Source organism: Streptomyces sp. NPDC058221, assembly GCF_042882365.1.
In the GTDB taxonomy this organism is placed as follows: domain Bacteria; phylum Actinomycetota; class Actinomycetes; order Streptomycetales; family Streptomycetaceae; genus Streptomyces.
The window spans coordinates 1-17,886 of sequence record NZ_JBHVWF010000008.1 but is presented as its reverse complement, the minus strand read 5'-3'; the positions used below and the strand labels follow the sequence as shown (position 1 = coordinate 17,886).

Annotated in this window: 15 protein-coding genes; 10 read left to right on the top strand and 5 right to left on the bottom strand. The window is 71.1% G+C overall.

The genetic code is table 11. From position 1 onward, the window contains the following. Positions 1-268 precede the first annotated feature (268 nt). On the bottom strand, positions 269-847 hold the full coding sequence (locus ACFVW8_RS04600; protein WP_389686108.1) for a TetR/AcrR family transcriptional regulator: 579 nt from the start codon (positions 845-847) through the stop codon (positions 269-271). A gap of 166 nt (positions 848-1,013) precedes the next feature. Between ACFVW8_RS04600 and ACFVW8_RS04595 the strand changes: the two genes are divergently transcribed. From ACFVW8_RS04595 to ACFVW8_RS04585, 3 genes are all read left to right on the top strand, one after another. After that, positions 1,014-1,184, top strand: a complete 171-nt coding sequence (locus ACFVW8_RS04595; protein ID WP_389686107.1) for a hypothetical protein — start codon at positions 1,014-1,016, stop codon at positions 1,182-1,184. A 78-nt stretch (positions 1,185-1,262) separates the two neighbouring features. After that, positions 1,263-2,156, top strand: a complete 894-nt coding sequence (locus ACFVW8_RS04590) for an SDR family oxidoreductase (RefSeq protein WP_389686106.1) — start codon at positions 1,263-1,265, stop codon at positions 2,154-2,156. 129 nt (positions 2,157-2,285) lie between these two features. Beyond that, a complete protein-coding gene (locus ACFVW8_RS04585) occupies positions 2,286-2,951 on the top strand; it encodes an O-methyltransferase (protein ID WP_389686105.1) in 666 nt (221 codons plus the stop codon). Positions 2,952-2,986: 35 nt separating this feature from the next. Here the strand turns inward: ACFVW8_RS04585 and ACFVW8_RS04580 are convergent, their stop codons facing one another. Further along, positions 2,987-5,365: an FtsX-like permease family protein gene (locus tag ACFVW8_RS04580; protein ID WP_389686104.1), complete on the bottom strand. Its 2,379-nt coding sequence runs from the start codon at positions 5,363-5,365 to the stop codon at positions 2,987-2,989. Next, positions 5,365-6,132, bottom strand: coding sequence for an ABC transporter ATP-binding protein (locus ACFVW8_RS04575; RefSeq protein ID WP_389686103.1), 768 nt, complete (start codon positions 6,130-6,132; stop codon positions 5,365-5,367). Before ACFVW8_RS04575 ends, ACFVW8_RS04580 begins: the two co-directional genes overlap by 1 nt. A 109-nt stretch (positions 6,133-6,241) precedes the next feature. Between ACFVW8_RS04575 and ACFVW8_RS04570 the strand changes: the two genes are divergently transcribed. Both ACFVW8_RS04570 and ACFVW8_RS04565 read left to right on the top strand, forming a co-directional pair. Continuing rightward, complete coding sequence (locus ACFVW8_RS04570; protein WP_389686102.1) at positions 6,242-7,462, top strand: sensor histidine kinase; 1,221 nt, start codon at positions 6,242-6,244, stop codon at positions 7,460-7,462. Further along, complete coding sequence (locus tag ACFVW8_RS04565; RefSeq protein WP_389686101.1) at positions 7,447-8,094, top strand: response regulator; 648 nt, start codon at positions 7,447-7,449, stop codon at positions 8,092-8,094. The genes ACFVW8_RS04570 and ACFVW8_RS04565 overlap by 16 nt, the downstream gene beginning before the upstream one ends. Here ACFVW8_RS04565 and ACFVW8_RS04560 read toward each other — a convergent pair. Beyond that, on the bottom strand, positions 8,083-8,589 hold the full coding sequence (locus tag ACFVW8_RS04560) for a MarR family winged helix-turn-helix transcriptional regulator (RefSeq protein WP_389686100.1): 507 nt from the start codon (positions 8,587-8,589) through the stop codon (positions 8,083-8,085). The two genes, ACFVW8_RS04565 and ACFVW8_RS04560, sit on opposite strands and share 12 nt — an antisense overlap. An 89-nt stretch (positions 8,590-8,678) precedes the next feature. On the opposite strand from ACFVW8_RS04560, the gene ACFVW8_RS04555 reads away from it, so the two are divergent. The 3 genes from ACFVW8_RS04555 to ACFVW8_RS04545 all read left to right on the top strand — a co-directional run bounded on the left by ACFVW8_RS04555 (position 8,679) and on the right by ACFVW8_RS04545 (position 12,779). After that, positions 8,679-9,605 carry a zinc-binding alcohol dehydrogenase family protein gene (locus ACFVW8_RS04555; protein WP_389686099.1) on the top strand — a complete coding sequence of 309 codons (927 nt, stop codon included), beginning with the start codon at positions 8,679-8,681 and terminating at the stop codon, positions 9,603-9,605. Positions 9,606-9,828: 223 nt separating this feature from the next. Then, positions 9,829-10,617: an alpha/beta fold hydrolase gene (locus ACFVW8_RS04550; RefSeq protein WP_389686098.1), complete on the top strand. Its 789-nt coding sequence runs from the start codon at positions 9,829-9,831 to the stop codon at positions 10,615-10,617. 179 nt (positions 10,618-10,796) lie between these two features. Then, on the top strand, positions 10,797-12,779 hold the full coding sequence (locus ACFVW8_RS04545; RefSeq protein WP_389686097.1) for a serine/threonine-protein kinase: 1,983 nt from the start codon (positions 10,797-10,799) through the stop codon (positions 12,777-12,779). A 223-nt stretch (positions 12,780-13,002) separates the two neighbouring features. Here the strand turns inward: ACFVW8_RS04545 and ACFVW8_RS04540 are convergent, their stop codons facing one another. Beyond that, entirely contained in the window at positions 13,003-13,902 is a 900-nt protein-coding gene (locus tag ACFVW8_RS04540; protein ID WP_389686096.1) for an SGNH/GDSL hydrolase family protein, read from the bottom strand. 510 nt (positions 13,903-14,412) lie between these two features. On the opposite strand from ACFVW8_RS04540, the gene ACFVW8_RS04535 reads away from it, so the two are divergent. Continuing rightward, complete coding sequence (locus ACFVW8_RS04535; protein ID WP_389686095.1) at positions 14,413-15,351, top strand: alpha/beta fold hydrolase; 939 nt, start codon at positions 14,413-14,415, stop codon at positions 15,349-15,351. 304 nt (positions 15,352-15,655) lie between these two features. Further along, positions 15,656-17,380 carry a protein kinase gene (locus tag ACFVW8_RS04530; RefSeq protein WP_389686094.1) on the top strand — a complete coding sequence of 575 codons (1,725 nt, stop codon included), beginning with the start codon at positions 15,656-15,658 and terminating at the stop codon, positions 17,378-17,380. The last annotated feature ends 506 nt before the right edge of the window (positions 17,381-17,886 follow it).

Genomic DNA, 17,886 nt, shown 5'->3' with positions numbered 1-17,886 from the left:
GCCGACGCGCGCTTCGGCGGCGGCGAGCAGGGCGTGGGCGGTGAAGCCGGGGTCGCTCGGGCCGGGGATCTGTTGCGGTGCGGCGCGGAGCAGGTCGTGCCGGCGCCCGTAGTGATCCGCCTGGCACGGGCTGGTGCCGCCGCCCTCCTCCAGGGCCCGTACGAGTCCGCATGGTCGAGTCGAACGGGGGCGTGGCCGAGGCGACCCCGGGGCCGGCTGCCTGGGGCTTCGGGTTCCGGGCCGGGGGCGGAGCGGGAGGCGCGGCGCCTCACGTCCCCCGATGGTTCAGGGTGCGCACGAACTGCTCTGCGAGCTGCTCGGTGTCGATGGCCTGTGCGCTGCGCCCGGACAGGATGTGGAAGAAGGGTGGGCCGATCAGGAGCGCGGTCGCCTGTTCGAGCGAGAGGGCGGTGCCGCTCGATGTCCGCGCCGCCTCCACGACCTCCGCTGCGCTCTCCCCGAGGATGTCGCGGGAGGCGAGCAGCGCGGCGACGTCCGCGTCGTGCTGCGCTTCCCCCATGAGGGCGCGGTAGGCCGCTCCCGCGTCCGAGCGGGACAGGAAGGTGACGAGGGCGTCGAGATACGCCTTGAGGTCCTTGCCGGGTTCGCCGCCGGTGGGCACGGACAGTTCGCGCCGGGCGTCGATGGTGCTGGCCTCGTAGAGCACTTCCGCCTTGTTCGACCACCAGCGGTACACGGTCTGGCGGCCCACACCCGCGCGCTCGGCGATGCCCTTCATGGTCAGGGCCGCATACCCGACTTCGACCAGCAGGTCGTCGACCGCGTGCAGCACCGCGACGCGTGCGCTCTCGCTGCGAGGCCGCCCGCGGCCACTTCCGTCCACCATGCATTCACTGTATACGAGGCACCGTGTCTCGTATGTGTTACCTTTGCGGTGCACGGTGACTCGTAAATGGGTGTCCGGCCATCCCTTGCCCTGTCACGGGAAGGGCCTGCCGGGCGGTGTCCGGCTGTGTTCCGTGTTCGGCAATCCAAGGAGGAACCGGAGAGCAATGGCTGCCATACCTGAGGGCGCTCAGCGCCCGGCGCAGCGGTCCGGCCCGGTGCTCGACCGTGTGGGCGTGTGCACTGCCCTCGTCGTCGTCGGCGCCCGCCGCGCCGACCGGGCCGCCCCGCGGCGGCAGAGGCCCCCCGTGCCGACCGGCTCGGCGCCGGTGCCGTGATCCCGGTGCCGTGACCAGGGAACTCCCACCCAACTCGGTTAGCCGCATGCCCTTTTCGGGGCGAAGGAGGACACAGTCATGCGTGCATTTGTCACTGGAGCGACCGGCTGGATCGGATCAGCCGTTGTCGACGAACTCATCTCGGCGGGCCACCAGGTCATCGGCCTGGCCCGGTCCGAACGGGCCGAGCAGGTTCTCGTGGCCAAGGGCGTCGGCGTCGTCCGCGGTGACCTGGACGACCTCGACTCGCTGCGGCGAGGCGCGGCCCGGGCGGACGCGGTCATCCACATGGCCAATAAGCACGACTGGAGCAACCCCGCCGAGTCCGACCGCTCCGAACGCGCCGCAGTACGGACCCTCGGCGACGCCCTGGCCGGAACTGACCGGCCCTTCGTGGTCGCCGCTCCTCTCTCCGGGCTCGTCGATGGCCGGCCCGCCACTGAGGACGACGTCTCTCCGGCCGTCGGCCCCGACTCCAACCGGGGCGGCAGCGAGAACCTTGCCCTGGACTACGTGGCCCAGGGCGTCAGGACCGTGATCACCCGGTTCGCCCCGAGCGTGCACGGCCGCGGCGACTGGGGATTCGTCAACTTCCTGACCGCGGCTGCCCGCAAGCAGGGACTCTCCGGCTATGTCGGCGACGGCTCCACGGCCTGGTCGGCGGTGCACCGCGGCGATGCAGCCCGCCTCGTCCGCCTCGGTACGGAGCAGGCACCCGCGGGGACGCGCCTGCACGCCGTCGCCGAGGAGGCCGTCACCACCAGGGCGATCGCCGAGGCGATCGGCGACAGCCTCGGCCTGCCGGTCGGCTCCGTCGCACCACAGGACGCCGGAGCCCATTTCGGCTTCGTCGGCTCCTTCTTCGCCTCCACCATGACCGCGTCCAACGACGTGACCAGGAAGCTCCTCTCATGGGAGCCGACCGGGCCGTCCCTGCTCGCCGACATCGCCGCCGGTGCCTACACGGCCTGACGGGACGCGCCACCACCTCAAGCACTCACCACCCCAAGTACCCACCACCCCAAGTACCCACCACCCCAAGTACCCACCACCCCCAGTACCCACCACCTCAAGTACCCACCACTCCAAGGAGCCAGAACCGTGTCCACGCACCGCAACACCCTCGCGGAACCACGTGTCTCCGCCGCCCTGACCCGCATGTTCGAAGCCGCCGCCCGTGACGACGAGACCTCAGCACGCCTGCGGAGCACCCAGCCCTACGACCGGGAGTCGCTGTCGGCGCAGGAATTCGCCGACGCGGTACAGGAGATCTACATGCCGATCTCCGCCGACGGCGGCAAACTCCTCTACAACCTCGTCCGCGCCGCCAGGCCGACCGGTGTGGTCGAGTTCGGCACCTCGTACGGCATCTCGACCCTGCACCTGGCCGCCGCCGTTCGCGACAACGGCACGGGCCGGGTCATCACCACGGAGATGAACCGGACCAAGGCGGCGGCCGCCCGGGACACCTTCGCCGCCACCGGCCTCGACGAGGTGATCACCGTGCTCGAGGGGAACGCCCTGCAGACGCTCGCCGCACTGCGGGAGCCGGTCGACTTCCTGTTCCTGGACGGGTGGAAGGACCTCTGCCTTCCTGTCCTGCAGTTGCTCGAACCGCACATCGCCCCCGGCACCCTCGTCGTCGCCGACGATGTGGTCCTCCCCGACCTCGGCCCCTACCTGGACTACGTCCGCGACACCGCCAACGGCTACCACAGCGTCACATTCCCCGTTGACGACGGCCTCGAAATCAGCTGCCGCCTCTGATCGGGGCCCTCCGGGCTGTTCGGTCCGTGTGGTTCCTACGCGGTCTGCTTCCGGAGGATCCGGGAGGTGACCAGCACCCCGGCGGCGACAGCGGCCAGGAGGGTGCCGAGGATCGCGGTGACGATCGCGGTGGTGTTCAGGTGCAGGCCCACATCGGCGGAAGTGGCCTGGGAGAGGCCCGAGGCCATTGCGGCCAGCGGAGGCAGTGTGACCAGGACTCCCAGGGCGGCGCCGATGACGACCAGGAGCGCGGTTTCGGCGGCCGCCAGGCGGACGAGCTGGCGGACGGTGCCGCCGGCGGCCTTCATCACCGCGTAGTCGCGGCGGCGGCCGTGGGCGGCCATCGCCATGCTGTTGACGACCGCGATCACGCTGTAGCCGACCGAGATCACGATGAGCATGGTGGCCAGGCTGTCGGTGAGCCTGGCGTCGGTGTTGTAGTCGTCCAGGGCGTACCGCAGGGCGTCGTGGGTGGCGATGCCGGGCACGGTGGCGGTGGCCTCGGTGCCGGCCGGGACGAAGATGTCGTCGGTCAGGGCCGCCGGGTCGTGGGAACGGACCAGAGCGCGGGCGACGACGAAGTCGCCGCGGGCCGGGTCGTCGGGCAGCACCGCGCTGATCCTCAGGGTGACGGTGGTGCCGTCGTTGAACCGGACCGGGACCCGCCGGCCCTTCTTGAGGCCCAGGTCCGTGGCGGTGCGGGTGCCGATGACGGCCTCTCCCGGCTTGTCCCACCTGGCATCCCGGCTGCCCAGGACGTCCATGACGACGGGGCTTTCGGCCTTGCCGACGAAGGCGCGGGTGGGCAGGGCGGCCTTGCCGACCGGGTTGGCGGCGACGACCTCGTCGGTGTTCCCGGGCGTGCCGTCCGGGGTGACGATCGTCTGTCCGGCGGCCTTGAGGGCCTCACCGGCCGGGTAGGCGACGCGCATCGTCTCGACCGCTCCGCTGAGCAGGACCGCGAAGCCGACCGCGGCGATGACGGGGGCGACCAGGGAAGCGGCCCGGCGGGAGTCGGCGGTGAGCTCGGAGCGGATCAGGACCGGTGCGGCGGTGCCGCGCTTCAGGAACGGGGCGGTCAGCAGCCGGCCGGCCGGGCCCACCAGGACCGGGGACAGCAGAGCGGCGGCGACGATGAGGGTCATGGTGGCGAACAGCGCCATCCCGATCCGGCTGTCGGCGCCGGTGGTCGCGGTGGCGAGGGCGAGGACCACGCCCAGGCCCAGGACGGCCAGTCCGGTGATCCACCGGCCGCGCCCCATACCGGCGTTGGCCGAGCGGCTGTCCAGGAGCGCCTCGATCGGGGCGACCCGGGTGGCCTTGCGCCCTGCCGACCAGGCGCCGGTCACGCCGGCCCCGATGCCGAGCGCGGATGCGACCAGCAACGGCCAGGCGGCCACGGTCACCCGCATGTCCGGCGGGGTGACGTCCAGGCCGTCGAGGATGTTGCGCAGCAGGGGTGCGCCGGCCAGGCCGGCCAGGCAGCCGGCGACCGAGCCGAGGAGCCCGACGACGGCGGCCTCACCGAGGATCATGCGGCGGATCTGGGCGGGAGAGGCGCCGATGGTGCGCAGCAGGCCGATCTCACGGCGGCGCATCCCGGTGGAGAGGACCAGCATCGAGGCGACGACGAAGACGGTGGTGAACAGGCCGAGTGCCGCCATGGCGCTGATCAGCTGGACGCCGAGGAAGCGCTTGTGCTCGATGTGCTCCGGCTGGAGCTCGGAGCGGTCGTCTCCGGCCGCGATCGTGCCCTTGCCGTCGATGACCTTCTTCGCGGCCGACGCGATGGCGGAGGCGGAGGCGCCCTTCTCCGGGACCAGGCCGATGGCGGGGACTCCGGGCTGCCGGGCGGCGGCGAATGCCTCGCTGAAGTAGTAGCCGGGACCGTCGACCGTACCGACGACGGTGAACTGCTTCCGGCCCTCAGTGATGTTGACGGTCAGCCGGCTGCCGACCGGTACGCCCAGAGCGCGGTCGACCACGACCTCGCTGCTGCCCGCAGGGGCCTTTCCGGCGACCAGCCGGTAGGGGGCCATCAGAGCGCTGTTCCAGCCGTGGCCGGACTCCAGCGCGCCTTCGTCGGTGACGGGCCTGTTGTTCCGGATGGCCTGGGCGTAGAAGGAACGGTCCAGGACCGTGGTGGCCACTCCGGGCACCGCGTCGAGCCGATCCTTGAGCGGGGCCGCCTCGGCCGGGCTCCACGGGATGCGGTCCTTGGCGCTGCCGTCCTGGTCCGGAGCCTGCTGCGGGAGGGCCAGGGCGGCGGTGCCCGCGTAGCGGGGCTGGAGGATGGGGCGGGAGGAGTCGTAGATGATCAGTGTGGTGGTGACCAGGGCGACGCCGACCAGGACGGCGAGGAAGGCGCCGAGGAATCCGGACCAGCGTTCGCGTACGTTCGCGAGAATCAGCATCACGCCTCCATCCGGGCCATGTGGGCAGCGATTGCCCCGGCGTTGTCGGTGCCGGCACGGTTCAGCCCGATCCGGTCCGCGATCCGGCCGTCCTTCAGGAACACGACGACGTCGGCGACGGCCGCGGCCACCGGGTCGTGGGTGACCATCAGCGTGGTCTGTCCCTCCCGGTCGACCAGCATGCGCATCATCCGGAGCACTTCCTGCGAGGTGACCGTGTCCAGGGCGCCGGTGGGCTCGTCGGCGAAGAGGACGTCGGGGCGGGTGACCAGGGCGCGGGCCAGGGCGACGCGCTGCTGCTGGCCGCCTGAGAGCTGGCTTGGCCGGTGTCCGGCCCGCTCGGCCAGGCCCACCGAGGCCAGTGCGCCGGCCACCTGCTGCCGGCCGGCCCTGCGGCCGGCGAAGCGGGAGGGCAGTTCCACGTTCTGTGCCGCGGTCAGCGACTCGACCAGGTTGAAGGCCTGGAAGACGAACCCGATGCGGTCGCGACGCAGCTCGGTGCGCTGCGCCTCGTTCAGCCGGCCGATGTCCGACCCGGCGATGATGATCTGCCCTTCGCTGGGCTGCTCCAGGCCCGCCGCGCACTGCAGCAGTGTCGACTTGCCCGAACCCGACGGGCCCATGATCGCGGTGAACGTGCCGCGCGGGAATCGGAGGCTGACCCCGTCCAGGGCTGTCACCGCGTGATCGCCGTTGCCGTGGACCTTGCGCAGGCCGTGCAGTTCGACCGCGTCGTCCTGAACTGGAGTGTTCCTCGTTGTCGTCATGCACTGACCTCACCGCACCGGAGGGGACGGAGCACTGGCCCCTCCTCTACTCCTGGGGTAGTGCTGCCTCTACTCCGGTGGTCCGCATGACCGGGCTACGGTGCTGGGTATGCGTCCCGCAACGGCCTGGCAGGCGATGGCCCAGCGCCCCGCCGGCTTCCTGACCTCCAGCTGGCCGTGGCGCTCCCTGGCCTACCTGGCCGGCGGCGTGATCGTCGGCGCCATAGCCGTCCTCGTCTTCACCGCCGGCCTGGCGACGGGAATCGTGCTCCTGGTCGTCCTGCTCGGCATCGCACCCCTGGTGGGCCTGGTCCTGGGCTCCACGGTGGTGGCATCGGTGGAACGACGGCGGCTGCGGCTGGTCGACCTGGACCCCGTCCCCGACCCGCACCGCACCCCCGAGGCCCCCGGCTTCAAGGCCTGGGTGGCGACCCGACTCAAGGAACAGGCGACCTGGCGTGAGCTGACGTTCACCCTGATCTCGGCCGCCGCACTGTGGTGGCTGGACCTGCTGGTCCTCGGCTTCTCCTTCGGGGTGCCCGCGGTCACGATCTCCTCGGTGGACGGCGACACCTGGCCCTGGGCCGTCTTCGGCTCCGTCGTGCTGCTCGCCTCCCCGTACACCCTCACTTCCTGGGCGGGCGCGCGCGCCGCGATGGCCCGCACCTTCCTGGCCCCGCGCGACCAGGAGCTCGGCGAGGAACTGCGCGAGGTACGCGCCACGCAGTCCCGCCTCCTGGACTCCTTCGACGCCGAACGGATCCGGATCGAACGCGACCTGCACGACGGCGCCCAACAACGCCTGGTCTCCCTGGGGATGACCCTGGGGATGCTCCGCCTCGACACTCCCGAGGACTCGCCGCAGTCCGAGCTGCTGACCCAGGCCGAAACGCAACTCATGACGGCTCAGCAGGAGTTGCGGGCCCTGATCCGGGGTCTGAACCCGCCGGTGCTGGCCGATCACGGGCTGGTCGCGGCGATCGAGGACTACGCGGGCCGATTCCCGATCCCGGTCACCGTCGACCTGCGGCTGCCCCGACGGCTGCCGAGGAAGATCGAGACGACCATGTACTTCCTCATCAACGAGGCGCTCACGAACATCGCCAAGCACAGCGGTGCCGGCACCGCGGCCGTGCATGGTCGTTATCATTCCGACTTGTTGATCCTCGACATCACCGACGACGGCCACGGCGGTGTGGACACGGAGGCCGGCAGCGGCGTGACCGGGCTGGCCGACCGGGTCGCGGCGCTGGAGGGCCGGATGCGGGTGTCGAGCCCGGCCGGTGGGCCCACCCTGCTGCATGTGGAGGTACCTTGCCGCTTCGCCTGATCGTGGCCGAAGACGCCGTCCTGCTGCGCGAGGGCCTCATCGGCCTGCTCCAGCGGGTCGGACACGAGGTGGTGGCCGCGGTCGGTGACGCCGACGCCCTGGTCGCGGCAGTCCGCGCCGACCGCCCGGACCTGATCGTCACCGACGTGCGGATGCCGCCGACGATGAGCGACGACGGTCTCAAGGCGGCCGTGCGGCTCCGGGAGGAATTCCCGGGGCTGCCGGTACTCGTGCTCAGTCAGTACGTGGAACGGTCCTACGCGCTCGGCCTGCTGGACTCCGGCGGCGGGGCGGCGGTGGGGTATCTGCTGAAGGAACGGGTGGCCGCGGTGGCCGATTTCACCGCCGCGATCGACCGTATCGCCGCCGGCGGGACCGTCGTCGACCCCGAGGTGATCCAGCAGCTCGTACGGTTGCGCCAGGATCCCCTGGAACGGCTCAGCCCCCGTGAACGCGAAGTCCTCGCGCTGATCGCGCAGGGACGCACCAACGCCGGGCTCGCGGCAGAGCTGTACATCAGCGAAGCCGCAGTGAACAAGCACGTCGGCAACATCTTCGCCAAGCTCGACCTGCCCGTCGGAGCCGAGGGGAACCGGCGGGTGCTGGCCGCCCTGGCCTACCTACGGGCGTGACACAGTCCCCTGTGACGGGCTCCCGGCGGTGTCCGCCAGGGCGGCCGGCGACGTCTGTTCCGTGGTGATCAACCGGACGAGCAGGGCGCTCAGTTGCTCTCGTTCGGCCGGGGTCAGCGGGGCGAGCAGAGCGTCGTTGGCCCGGTCGCCCAGCTCTTCCAGCCGGTGCAGCAGCGCCCGGCCGTCCGGGGTGAGCGCGAGCGCGTTCTTGCGGGCATCGCGGGGATCCCGGGTGCGGCTGATCAGCTTTCTGGCCTGGAGCTCGTTGAGCACCGTGACCATGTCCTTGGGGTCGATCCGGACGGTGCGTGACAACTCGGCCTGTGCGATGGGACCGAGTTCGGCGATGCCGCACAGTACGGCGTGGTGCGGCATCCGCACACCCTCCTCGGCCAACTGCTCGCTGACCAGACGGTGTCCGAGAGCCGCGGCACGGCCGAGCAGCCAGCTCGGCAGGGTCTGCAGGCGGCTGAGCGGCGCGGAGGTTGCGTCCATCGGCCCAGCCTAGCCGAATTCATTGGCCTCCCCAACGAAGCTCATCTATCGTTGGGTTACCCAACGGATTTCGGGAGAGGGAGGCGCCCATGCGCAAGGTCAGGTTCCGGCCGCAGGACATCGCAGAGCCGTTCAGGATCGACGAGGCGGTCGCACCGGTCCCGGGCCCCGGGCAGCTGCTGGTGGACACCGAGGTCGTGGGCGTGAGCCTGGGCCTGGTCAGAATGTTGCGCGCAGGTGCGGCGGGGGCGGCCGGTCCCGGGGGCGAGATGGTGGGGCGGGTCGCTGCCCTGGGGGCAGGCGTGGAGGGTTTCCGGGTCGGAGACCGGGTGGGCGGGGTGGTGTTCGAGGACGTCTACGCCGAGTCGGTGCTCGCTGTCCCGGCGATGGTCACCGCGGTCCCGCCCCGGGTGACCGCGGCCGAGGCGCTGGCGCTGGTGCGCGGCGGCCTGGTGGCGCTGAGCGCACTGCGTGCCGGACGCTTCGCCCGGGGCGAGTCGGTCCTGGTCACCGCGGCGGCCGGCGGTTCCGGGCACCTGGCCGTGCAGCTGGCCGGGGCGCTGGGCGCGGGCCGCGTGGTCGCGGCGGTCGGGTCGGCGGACAAGGCCGATTTCGTCCGTGGGTGCGGTGCCGACGAGGTGGTGACCTATGCGCAGGACTCCTGGGGCGAGCCGGTGGACGTGGTCCTCGACGGAGTCGGCGGCGATCTGGTGCAGCGGGGCGTGGATGCCCTTCGGCCCCACGGCAGGCTCGTGGCGTTCAGCGCGGGCGGCGGCACTGTGGACACCGCCGGCCTGCTCGGCGGCCTCAAGTCGGTCATCGGGTTCTCCATCGGACTGATCAGCCGCCGGCAGCCCGAACTGATCGAGCAGCGCAGGGCCGAGCTGTGGGACCTGCACGGAGCCGGCCGCCTGCGCCCGGCACATGAGGCCCTGCCGCTCGACCGGATCGCCGAGGCGGTCGGGCTGATCGAATCCCGCAGCAACCTCGGCCGGGTCCTGCTGCACACCAACTGACCGCCGCCGGTCGCCCATGTGCCCATGTGTGGCCGGACGGGTCCGGGGCGGCCGCATCGGCCGGTGCGCTCCTCGGTCGCTCCGCAGACGGCGTGGAGAAGTTCAAGCACCGTGGTGAACGGGCCGGTCATGCATTGCCCACACTGGTGGACGCCGGATGCTGTCAGCGCCAAGCGCCAGGACGCGCGCTGAATCCTGTCTGTCCATGAGGAGGGAAGGCCGTATGCCGCACACGACGACGCCTGACGGGGTCCGCATCGCCTATCAGGTCCAGGGCGAGGGGGCCCCACTGATCCTGCTGGCAGGCCAGGCGAACAACCACCACTGGTGGGACGGGGTACGCGACGACTTCCACGCGGCCCGCAGCACCATCACCCTCGATTACCGCGGTACCGGGGAGAGCGACAAGCCCGACCGGCCCTACGGCACCGAGCTCTTCGCCCAGGACGTGATCGCGGTGCTCGACGACCTCGGTGTCGACCGGGCCGACGTCTACGGCACGTCCATGGGCGGACGCGTGGCCCAGCAGCTCGCGGCCCGCCATCCGCACCGGGTGCGCGCGCTGGTTCTCGGCTGCACGTCGCCCGGTGGACCGCACGGCATCGAACGCGACAACGACGTACGGAGGTCGCTGGCCCAGTCCCAACCGGGCGCGGCGCGGCAGGCCCTTCTTGAGCTGATGTACACCCCGGCCTGGCTGGCGGCCCATCCCGGCCCCTATCGGACACTCGGCGACCCGGACATGCCCGCCCACGCCAGGCGACGCCACCTGGCGGCCAGTAACCAGCACGACAGCTGGCAGCTCCTGCCCGGCGTTCGCGCACGCACTCTGGTGGTGCACGGCAGCGACGACCTGCTCAACCCCGCCGCCAATGCCCCCCTGCTCGCGAACCGCATCCCCGGCGCCCGGCTGCACATGATCCCCGGAGCGCGCCATGCCTATTTCGAGGAGTTCCGCACCGTGGCGGGCCCGCTCGTCCTGGACTTCCTCACCGCGACGCCGCAGCGGTGAGGACGGGCCGGGCCGCACGGCCCGGGCGGGGCGGCCGGCCGGCCGTGTGCTCTCCGGCTGCCGTGAACCCGACGGACCGTGTGTGGGGGGTCTGGGCAAGTCCGCGCGAAGTTCGGTGAAAAAGATCACCGTCAAGTGAGGGATGGGTACACTCCGTCACCGTAGCGGGGTGGTCGGCTGTGGGGCGAGGGGTGGGGGCCGTGCTGGTGACGCCGGAGGCCGGGGACAGGATCGCCGGCCGATATCTCTTGCAGGAGCCCATAGGCAGAGGCGGGATGGGCGTCGTCTGGCTGGCCTGGGACGAGCGGCTGGAGCGACGGGTCGCGGTCAAGTGCGCACGCCTGGAGGACGATCGGGCTGCGCGACGGCTCATGAGCGAGGCGCGCAACGCGGGCCGGCTGCACCACCCGAACATCGTGGGCGTCTTCGACTTCGTCGACGAGGGTGCCACCTGCTGGATCATCATGGAGTACGTCCCCTCCCGCAGTCTGGCGCAGATCGTGACCGAGAGCGGGACGCTGACGCCCGAGGAGGCCGGGTCGATCGGCTGCCAGATCGCGGCCGCGTTGGCGAAGTCGCACAACGAGGGTGTGGTGCACGGCGATGTGACGCCGGAGAACATCCTCGTGACCGACGAAGGCATCGCGCGACTGACCGATTTCGGAATCTCGCGGGCCCTGTGGAGCGACGTCACGCACAGCACGACGGGCAGCGTGCACGGCAAACCCCGGTATCTGGCCCCGGAGGTGGCCAAGGGGCAGCCCGCGGGCGAGAAGTCCGACGTGTTCTCCCTGGGGGCCTCCCTGTTCGCTGCGGTCGAGGGCCAGTCGCCGTACGGGGAGGCCGAACACCTCATGGCGTATCTGGCCCGGGCCGTCGAGGGGCACATCGAGCCCATGCACCGGGCCGGCCCGCTGCACGGGCCGCTCACCGCGCTGCTGGAGGTGGCGCCCGGGAGCCGGCCGGACGCCCCCAGAGCGCAGAAGCTGCTGACGCGCGCCGCACCGCCGCCCCCGCACATACAGGAACAGTTGCACGACGGCCGCGTGCGGGACTTCGCGTCCCGCACACTCCGTCTGTCACGACTCCCGCGCCACGCACGGGACTTCACGCCCTTCATGCTTCAACCGCCACGGCCCGTACGCCGACGCCGGCACCCCTTGGCGGTCACGGCGGTGGCGCTGGCCGCGGCGGGTGCGATCACGGCCGGGCTCTTCGTCTTCGGCCCGTGGGCTTCGAAGAACGAGGGCGACAAGGGCGGCCGTACCGGTGTGGCCGACGCGAAACCGTCGGCCACGGCGCAGGCCGGCGCCATCGGCGACGAGCGTACGGCGGACCCGTGCGGGCTGATCGGCGCGGCCTCGTTGAGCCGCTTCGGCGACACGGTGCTGGACCCCGACTACGGGGAGGTCGACCGGTGCGACGTCCTGCTGCGCAACAGCAGCGGTGACGACATCGCGGACGTCGAGGTCAATCTCGACTCGGACCGGGACGCTTTCGACGAAGTCATGTCCACCCGTGTGGTGGGCAGCGTCACGGTCGTGACGCTCAAGCGTGACGGGGAAGCCTGTGACCGGGCCGTCCTGACCCCCGACGGCAAGCAGGTCCGCGTCAGAGGCAAGCAGCTCAACGAGGTGGCGCCCGACCCGTGCCGGATGGCCGACGCCGCAGCCGACCACGTGGTCGGCGTGCTGGCCGACGGCCCGGTGCCCCGGCGTACGTCGTCGCAGGCGGCGAACTCCCTTGCCCGGCTCGACACGTGCACGCTGCTCGACGCCGCCGAGCTCGCGGGGCTTCCCGGTGTCGAGGTGGACAACCGGGACCGCGGCTTCGGTTCCTGGGACTGCGACTGGTCGAGCGACGACGGCAGCCGCGCGGTGGAGATCCAGATCAGCCGGGACGACGCGCTGGACGCCGACGACGGAACGCCGGTGAACGTCGCCGGCACGAAAAGCTACGTCGTCGCGGATGAGGCCGAGGACGACAGCTGCACCGTACGGACTCCGCACCGCACCTACACGGACCCGGTCGGCGACCGCACCACCGAACTCTTCCAGCTGACCGTGTACGCCCCGCAGCCGTCCAAGCAACTGTGCGACGCCGCCGCGGAGTTCGCCGCCGTCGTCGTACGGAACATCGCGACGCGACTGCCGGGGAGGTGACGTGACCGACCGCGGCCTCCGGGCCGACAGGATGTGCGCGGTGGTTGTCCCGCCCTGTCGATGCGGGCGGTCCAGCCCGGCCGGCCCCGGTGCCGGATCCCGTGCCGGCCTGCCGGCCCGCGAGCCTGCCGGGTGAGGGCCCGGCAGGCTCATGGATGTGTGCCCCGGTCCGCGAGGTGTTCGCGGACCGGAGCCACGGGTCAGTACACCCGGGCCACGGCTCCTACTTGAGGAGGAGCTGGTCGTAGACGCCATAGGCCATGGCGTGCTGGCCCCAGCTGTTCGGGTGCGCCGGTGCGAGCTTCGTCTCGATGGGCTCGATCCACCGGTCTGCTTCGCCCTGGCACATGTCATGGCCGATGGTCATCGTGTACGTGTCGGCGTACTCCACGCCGGCGCTCCTGGCCCGGTCGGCGAGGGCCTGGTTGAGCTTCTTGTCCACATCGCGGAGGTAGGACACGTCGCCGTCCGCGAACGGGACGCCGGGCCGGCAGACCTTGCCGTCGTCCGGCACGAGCGACGGATAACCGACGACCACGACCCGGGCCTTGGGTGCGAGTGCGCGGATGTACGCCAGGCTGACGGTGAGTTTCGACGCCGTGGAGTTGATGCGCGTGTCGATGGCATCGCTTCCGGACTCGTTGTAGTGCTTCTTGCAGGGGCTGCCGGTCGGGTCGCTGAAGCTGCCGACGACGCAGTTGGTGATGATGTCGGTGAACCCGATGTCATTGCCGCCGATGGTCAGGGTGACCAGATCGGTGTCGGCCGACAGGGCGCTGAGCTGGGCAGGGTTGGTGCCCTGCGCCTTGGCCATCTCCGCCGTGGTGGCACCGCTGCAGGTGACGTTCTTGAAGGACTTCGCCTTCACCGCTGCGGCGATCACCGAAGGGTAGCTCTGTCCGGTGCGATCGCAATCGGCGTCGATGACGGGGCTGCCACCCGCACCGGAGGCGTACGAGTCGCCGAGAGCCACGTAGTTGTCGTAGGTCGGCTGAGCCGCGTCGTCAGCGGCCGCGACCGGGGCCATGAAGCCACCGATGAGACCGGCGGCTGTGCCCAGAGCTGCCAGGGCCAGTGACGCGGTGCGGGCGGCACTACGGGAAGTGCGTGCGAGTTGAGTCATTCTGCCTTCATCGAAAGGGAGTTGTCGTACTGCGACACCCGCTATGAAGGCATTCGGATGTCCCGGGTTCCCCGGCGGAGACAGGGATTCCGCTCTGGCTCCATCTGTCTCGACCAGTGGACAACAGGCTGTGGGCTACGGGTAGTTGGTGCGTCGGGTGCGGATGGCACCGACGGCGACGTCCGGCTCGGCTCGGACGGGGCCCGCGAGTGGGGCGCGCTTTCGGTGTCCGGCAGCACGACGTCACTTCGGCTGTCCCCCGGAGGAGCTACGCGCGAGTGAGAACCGTGCGGTGACGACCTGTGGGCGCCGAATCCGTAGCGTCTTCCTTGTCGCCGACGCACTCCGGCAGAGGACCTGAAAGGGCTTCGAGCAGGACCCGGAAAGGTCCCGAAGCACAGAAGCCCTCCGGGCGGAACGTGTCTCCCGCGAGGCGCGGTGTCCGGCGCACGCACCTCATGCCCGACCTGTTCGTTCCCTTGCCTGTCATTTGTCTTCCCGGAGGCCCTCATGAAGCGCACGCTCAAGACAACCGCCATGGCTGCCACGTTCTGTGCCGTGGCCGGAGTGGGCGCCGTCGGCTACGGGGAGGCCGCCGCCCAGGCAGAGACCCGGGGAGCGACGCAGACCGTGGCGGACACCAGGGTGCCGCCCACGACCACCGCTCGGCACGGTCACGGTGACTCGTTCACGGGTACCAAGAAGATCCGCGTCAACGGCTACTCGGTCAACGTCTCCTGCTCCGGCCGCTCGGCGGCCCGTAAGCCGGTCGTCGTCCTGATGGCCGGCGGGGGCGACGGGCTGGACGTCATGGCCGGCCTGCAGAAGTCCTTGAGCAAGACGTCCAGGGTCTGCGCGTACGACCGGCTCGGCGAAGGCAAGAGCGACCGGCCGAACGGCATCCAGACCATGAAGGACAGCGGCAGGATCCTGACGGGTGTGCTCGACCGGATCACCGGGGACCGCCCGGTCGTGCTGGCCGGCCACTCGATGGGCGGCTACATTGCCGCCCGGTACGCACCCGACCACCGGGACCGGGTCAAGGGCCTGGTCCTGATGGACGCCACGATCCCCGCGCTGACAGCCGGGATCTCGAAGGCGGTGCCGGAATCCGCCACCGGCGCGGCGGCCGAGATGCGGGACGGAGCCATCGCTGTGAACGAGGGCCAGAACCCTGAGCAGTTCCTCATCACCGACGTGAGGGCCCGCTCCGCCGGGAACATCCCGGTGCAGATCATCAAGCACGAGTCCCAGTACGCCGAGGTCCCCGACTACGGGCCCGCCCTGGAGCAGATGTGGACCGATGGTCAGCGCGAGTGGCGTGCGCTCTCGTGCCGCAGCACTCTCAGCACCGCGCCGGGCACCGGCCACTACATCTACGTCGACCGCCCCGACATCGCCCTGAACGCCGTCCGGCGCGTCACCGCCCAGGCCACGGCCCGCTGGTAGCCACCGGCGAACCGTCCCGCACGGGGCCCACGCGAAGGACCGGATCACCGATCCGGTCCTTCGCGTTTCGGCTGCTTCGCCCGACGGCGCCCGGGCGTTGAACAGCCTCAGGGCGGGCCGCCGTCTCGCAGGTGGGGTCTTCTGGAGCGTCAGGATGTCGCCCCGGCCAACCACATTGCAGCCCTCGTCGTGCCGGCCCCGCAAAGGGGTACATAGCGCGATCATGCGGGACGTGGTGTCAGTCGACGTGACGGCATTCATCATACTGGCCCTGGTATTCGTCGAGACAGGGAGCTCTCCCCCCATGCACAACGAGGAATCGGTTCCGCCGGACACCGGTGACAAGGGGTCGGTCGCCGGGCGGTACCGACTGTTGTCAGTGCTCGGCCAAGGCGGCATGGGGACCGTGTGGCGTGCCTACGACGAAGTGCTGCACCGCGAGGTGGCGGTCAAGGAGGTACGTGCAGCCGCCCAGTTGCCGGCGGAGCACCGGGCGCGTCTGCACACCCGGCTGGAGCGGGAGGCGTGGGCGGCGGCACGGATCGACTGTGCCGAGGTGGTGACCGTTCATGACGTGGTCACCTTCGACGGCCGGCCGTGGATCGTCATGGAGCTCGTCCGCGGGAAGTCGCTGGCCGACGTCATCTCGGCCGCGGGCGCGCTGCCACCGAAGGAAGCCGCACGGATCGGCGGCAGGGTGCTTGCCGCACTTCGTGCCGCACACGCGGCAGGAGTGCTGCACCGCGACGTGAAGCCCGCCAACGTCCTGCTCAGCGACGACGGCCGGGTGCTACTGACCGACTTCGGAATCGCCACCATCGAGGGTGACACGGCACTGACGATGACCGGCGAGGTTGTCGGCTCCCCTGAGTACCTGGCGCCGGAGAGGGCGCTGGGCCGGACGCCGGACGCCACGTCCGACCTGTGGTCGCTGGGCGCGCTTCTCTACGCTGCCGTCCAGGGCCGCTCACCGTTCCGGCAGTCGACGGCGCTGGCCACGCTGCGCGCTGTCGTGGACGAGGAACTGACGCCCCCGGACAAGGCGGGAGCGCTCACGCCGGTCATCGAGGGCCTGATGCGCAAAGACCCGCACGACCGGATGCCGGCCGAGCTGGCCGCACAGGAACTGCTCTCGGTCGAACGGGAGCTGGTGGATCAGCAACAGCAGGCGCAGCCGGCCGGGGGGCGGGCGCAGGCGCAGCCGGTCGGGGAGCAGGAGCAGGCGCAGGAGCAGCCGGTCGCGGGGCGGGCGGAGGGGCGGCAGCGGCCTGCCACCGGGACCACTGGGGTGGTCTTGACCGGGCAGGACAGCGGCAGGCCGCAGAAGGCGTCGGACGCCGGTGGCTCACGCGGTCGCCGGACGAAGGTGCTGGCGGCCGTTGCGGGCGTGTTGGCGGTGGCCCTGATCACCTTGCCGTTTCTGAACCACGGCGAGGGATCGACGGACGGCGAGGGCAAGACCGCGGCTGTCGGATCGACGACGCCGGAGGCTCGGAGGAGCCCGGCCGGCGCGTCAGGAGCACGGGAATCCGCCTCGCCGAAGCCCGAGAAGACCGCCGGCAGGCCCAAGAGCCCCACGCCCTCCGGGACTCTCCCGAGCGCGGGGACCACGACGCAGGCCTCACCGACGGCGCCGGCCACCACCCGGGCCAAGGTCCCGGGGCACGTCGTGAGTGATGCCCCTGCCAAGGACTCCGCGCCGCTCGTCGTCAAGCCGGTCGCGAAGCTGCACGCCGCCACGTCCTGGAGGGCCGGCCGAGTGCAGCTGGGCATGCAGGCGGATGGCAACCTCGTGCTCTACGACCGGCAGGCGAAGCGGGTGATGTGGGCCTCCGGCACCTCCGGCAAGAACAACATGGCGGCATTCCAGAACGACGGCAACCTCGTCGTATACACCGCGGACGGCCGGGCGATATGGGCCTCGGACCCCGCGGGCTTCGCGAACGCCACCCTGGTCATCCAGCCCGAGGGCAACGCCGTCATCATGGCCGGCGGGAAGCAGGTCTGGGCCACGCACACGCACATCTGACGCCGACAGCAGGCGTGCCCGGGGGCCCGCCTCCGGGGCCGGCGGGAGACCCGCGCTCTTCCGGGCACTGACGCGGCGGCGCGGACGTCAGGCCCGGGCGCGCTCCCGGCAAGGTCACCGGGGCGGCGAACGAGGGATGCGCCCCCGTCTCTTCAGGACGGCCCGCGCACCCCGCGTGGACAGCCCGTGTCGGCACCGTCCCTACTCCGCAGCAGCCGCCGGTTCCGTACCCCGGCAGAGGATGATGCAGGTGGTGGCCGCGTGCGCGATCAACTTGCCCGCTTCGTCCAGAACCCTGCCCTCGGCGGTACTCCGCCATGGGGTGCGCCGTCCACACCACCCTGCCGTCAGGCGCCGGAGTCCTGGCGCGTGTCGAGGGAGATGACGACGCGGCCGCGATACACCGAGCCGCGGGGGGGTGCCCCTATGGGTTTGGTCAAGCTGATCGGGCGGGTTGGGGCTCGTAGAAGGTGCCGTCGCGGAGCATCGCAAAGAGGACATCGGCT

Coding starts and splice junctions, on each gene's coding strand:
- ACFVW8_RS04590 (WP_389686106.1), top strand. CDS start 1,263: ATGCGTGCATTTGTCACTGGAGCGACCGGCTGGATCGGATCAGCCGTT.
- ACFVW8_RS04530 (WP_389686094.1), top strand. CDS start 15,656: ATGCACAACGAGGAATCGGTTCCGCCGGACACCGGTGACAAGGGGTCG.
- ACFVW8_RS04535 (WP_389686095.1), top strand. CDS start 14,413: ATGAAGCGCACGCTCAAGACAACCGCCATGGCTGCCACGTTCTGTGCC.
- ACFVW8_RS04555 (WP_389686099.1), top strand. CDS start 8,679: ATGCGCAAGGTCAGGTTCCGGCCGCAGGACATCGCAGAGCCGTTCAGG.
- ACFVW8_RS04560 (WP_389686100.1), bottom strand. CDS start 8,589: ATGGACGCAACCTCCGCGCCGCTCAGCCGCCTGCAGACCCTGCCGAGC.
- ACFVW8_RS04540 (WP_389686096.1), bottom strand. CDS start 13,902: ATGACTCAACTCGCACGCACTTCCCGTAGTGCCGCCCGCACCGCGTCA.
- ACFVW8_RS04600 (WP_389686108.1), bottom strand. CDS start 847: ATGGTGGACGGAAGTGGCCGCGGGCGGCCTCGCAGCGAGAGCGCACGC.
- ACFVW8_RS04570 (WP_389686102.1), top strand. CDS start 6,242: ATGCGTCCCGCAACGGCCTGGCAGGCGATGGCCCAGCGCCCCGCCGGC.
- ACFVW8_RS04595 (WP_389686107.1), top strand. CDS start 1,014: ATGGCTGCCATACCTGAGGGCGCTCAGCGCCCGGCGCAGCGGTCCGGC.
- ACFVW8_RS04580 (WP_389686104.1), bottom strand. CDS start 5,365: ATGCTGATTCTCGCGAACGTACGCGAACGCTGGTCCGGATTCCTCGGC.
- ACFVW8_RS04575 (WP_389686103.1), bottom strand. CDS start 6,132: ATGACGACAACGAGGAACACTCCAGTTCAGGACGACGCGGTCGAACTG.
- ACFVW8_RS04550 (WP_389686098.1), top strand. CDS start 9,829: ATGCCGCACACGACGACGCCTGACGGGGTCCGCATCGCCTATCAGGTC.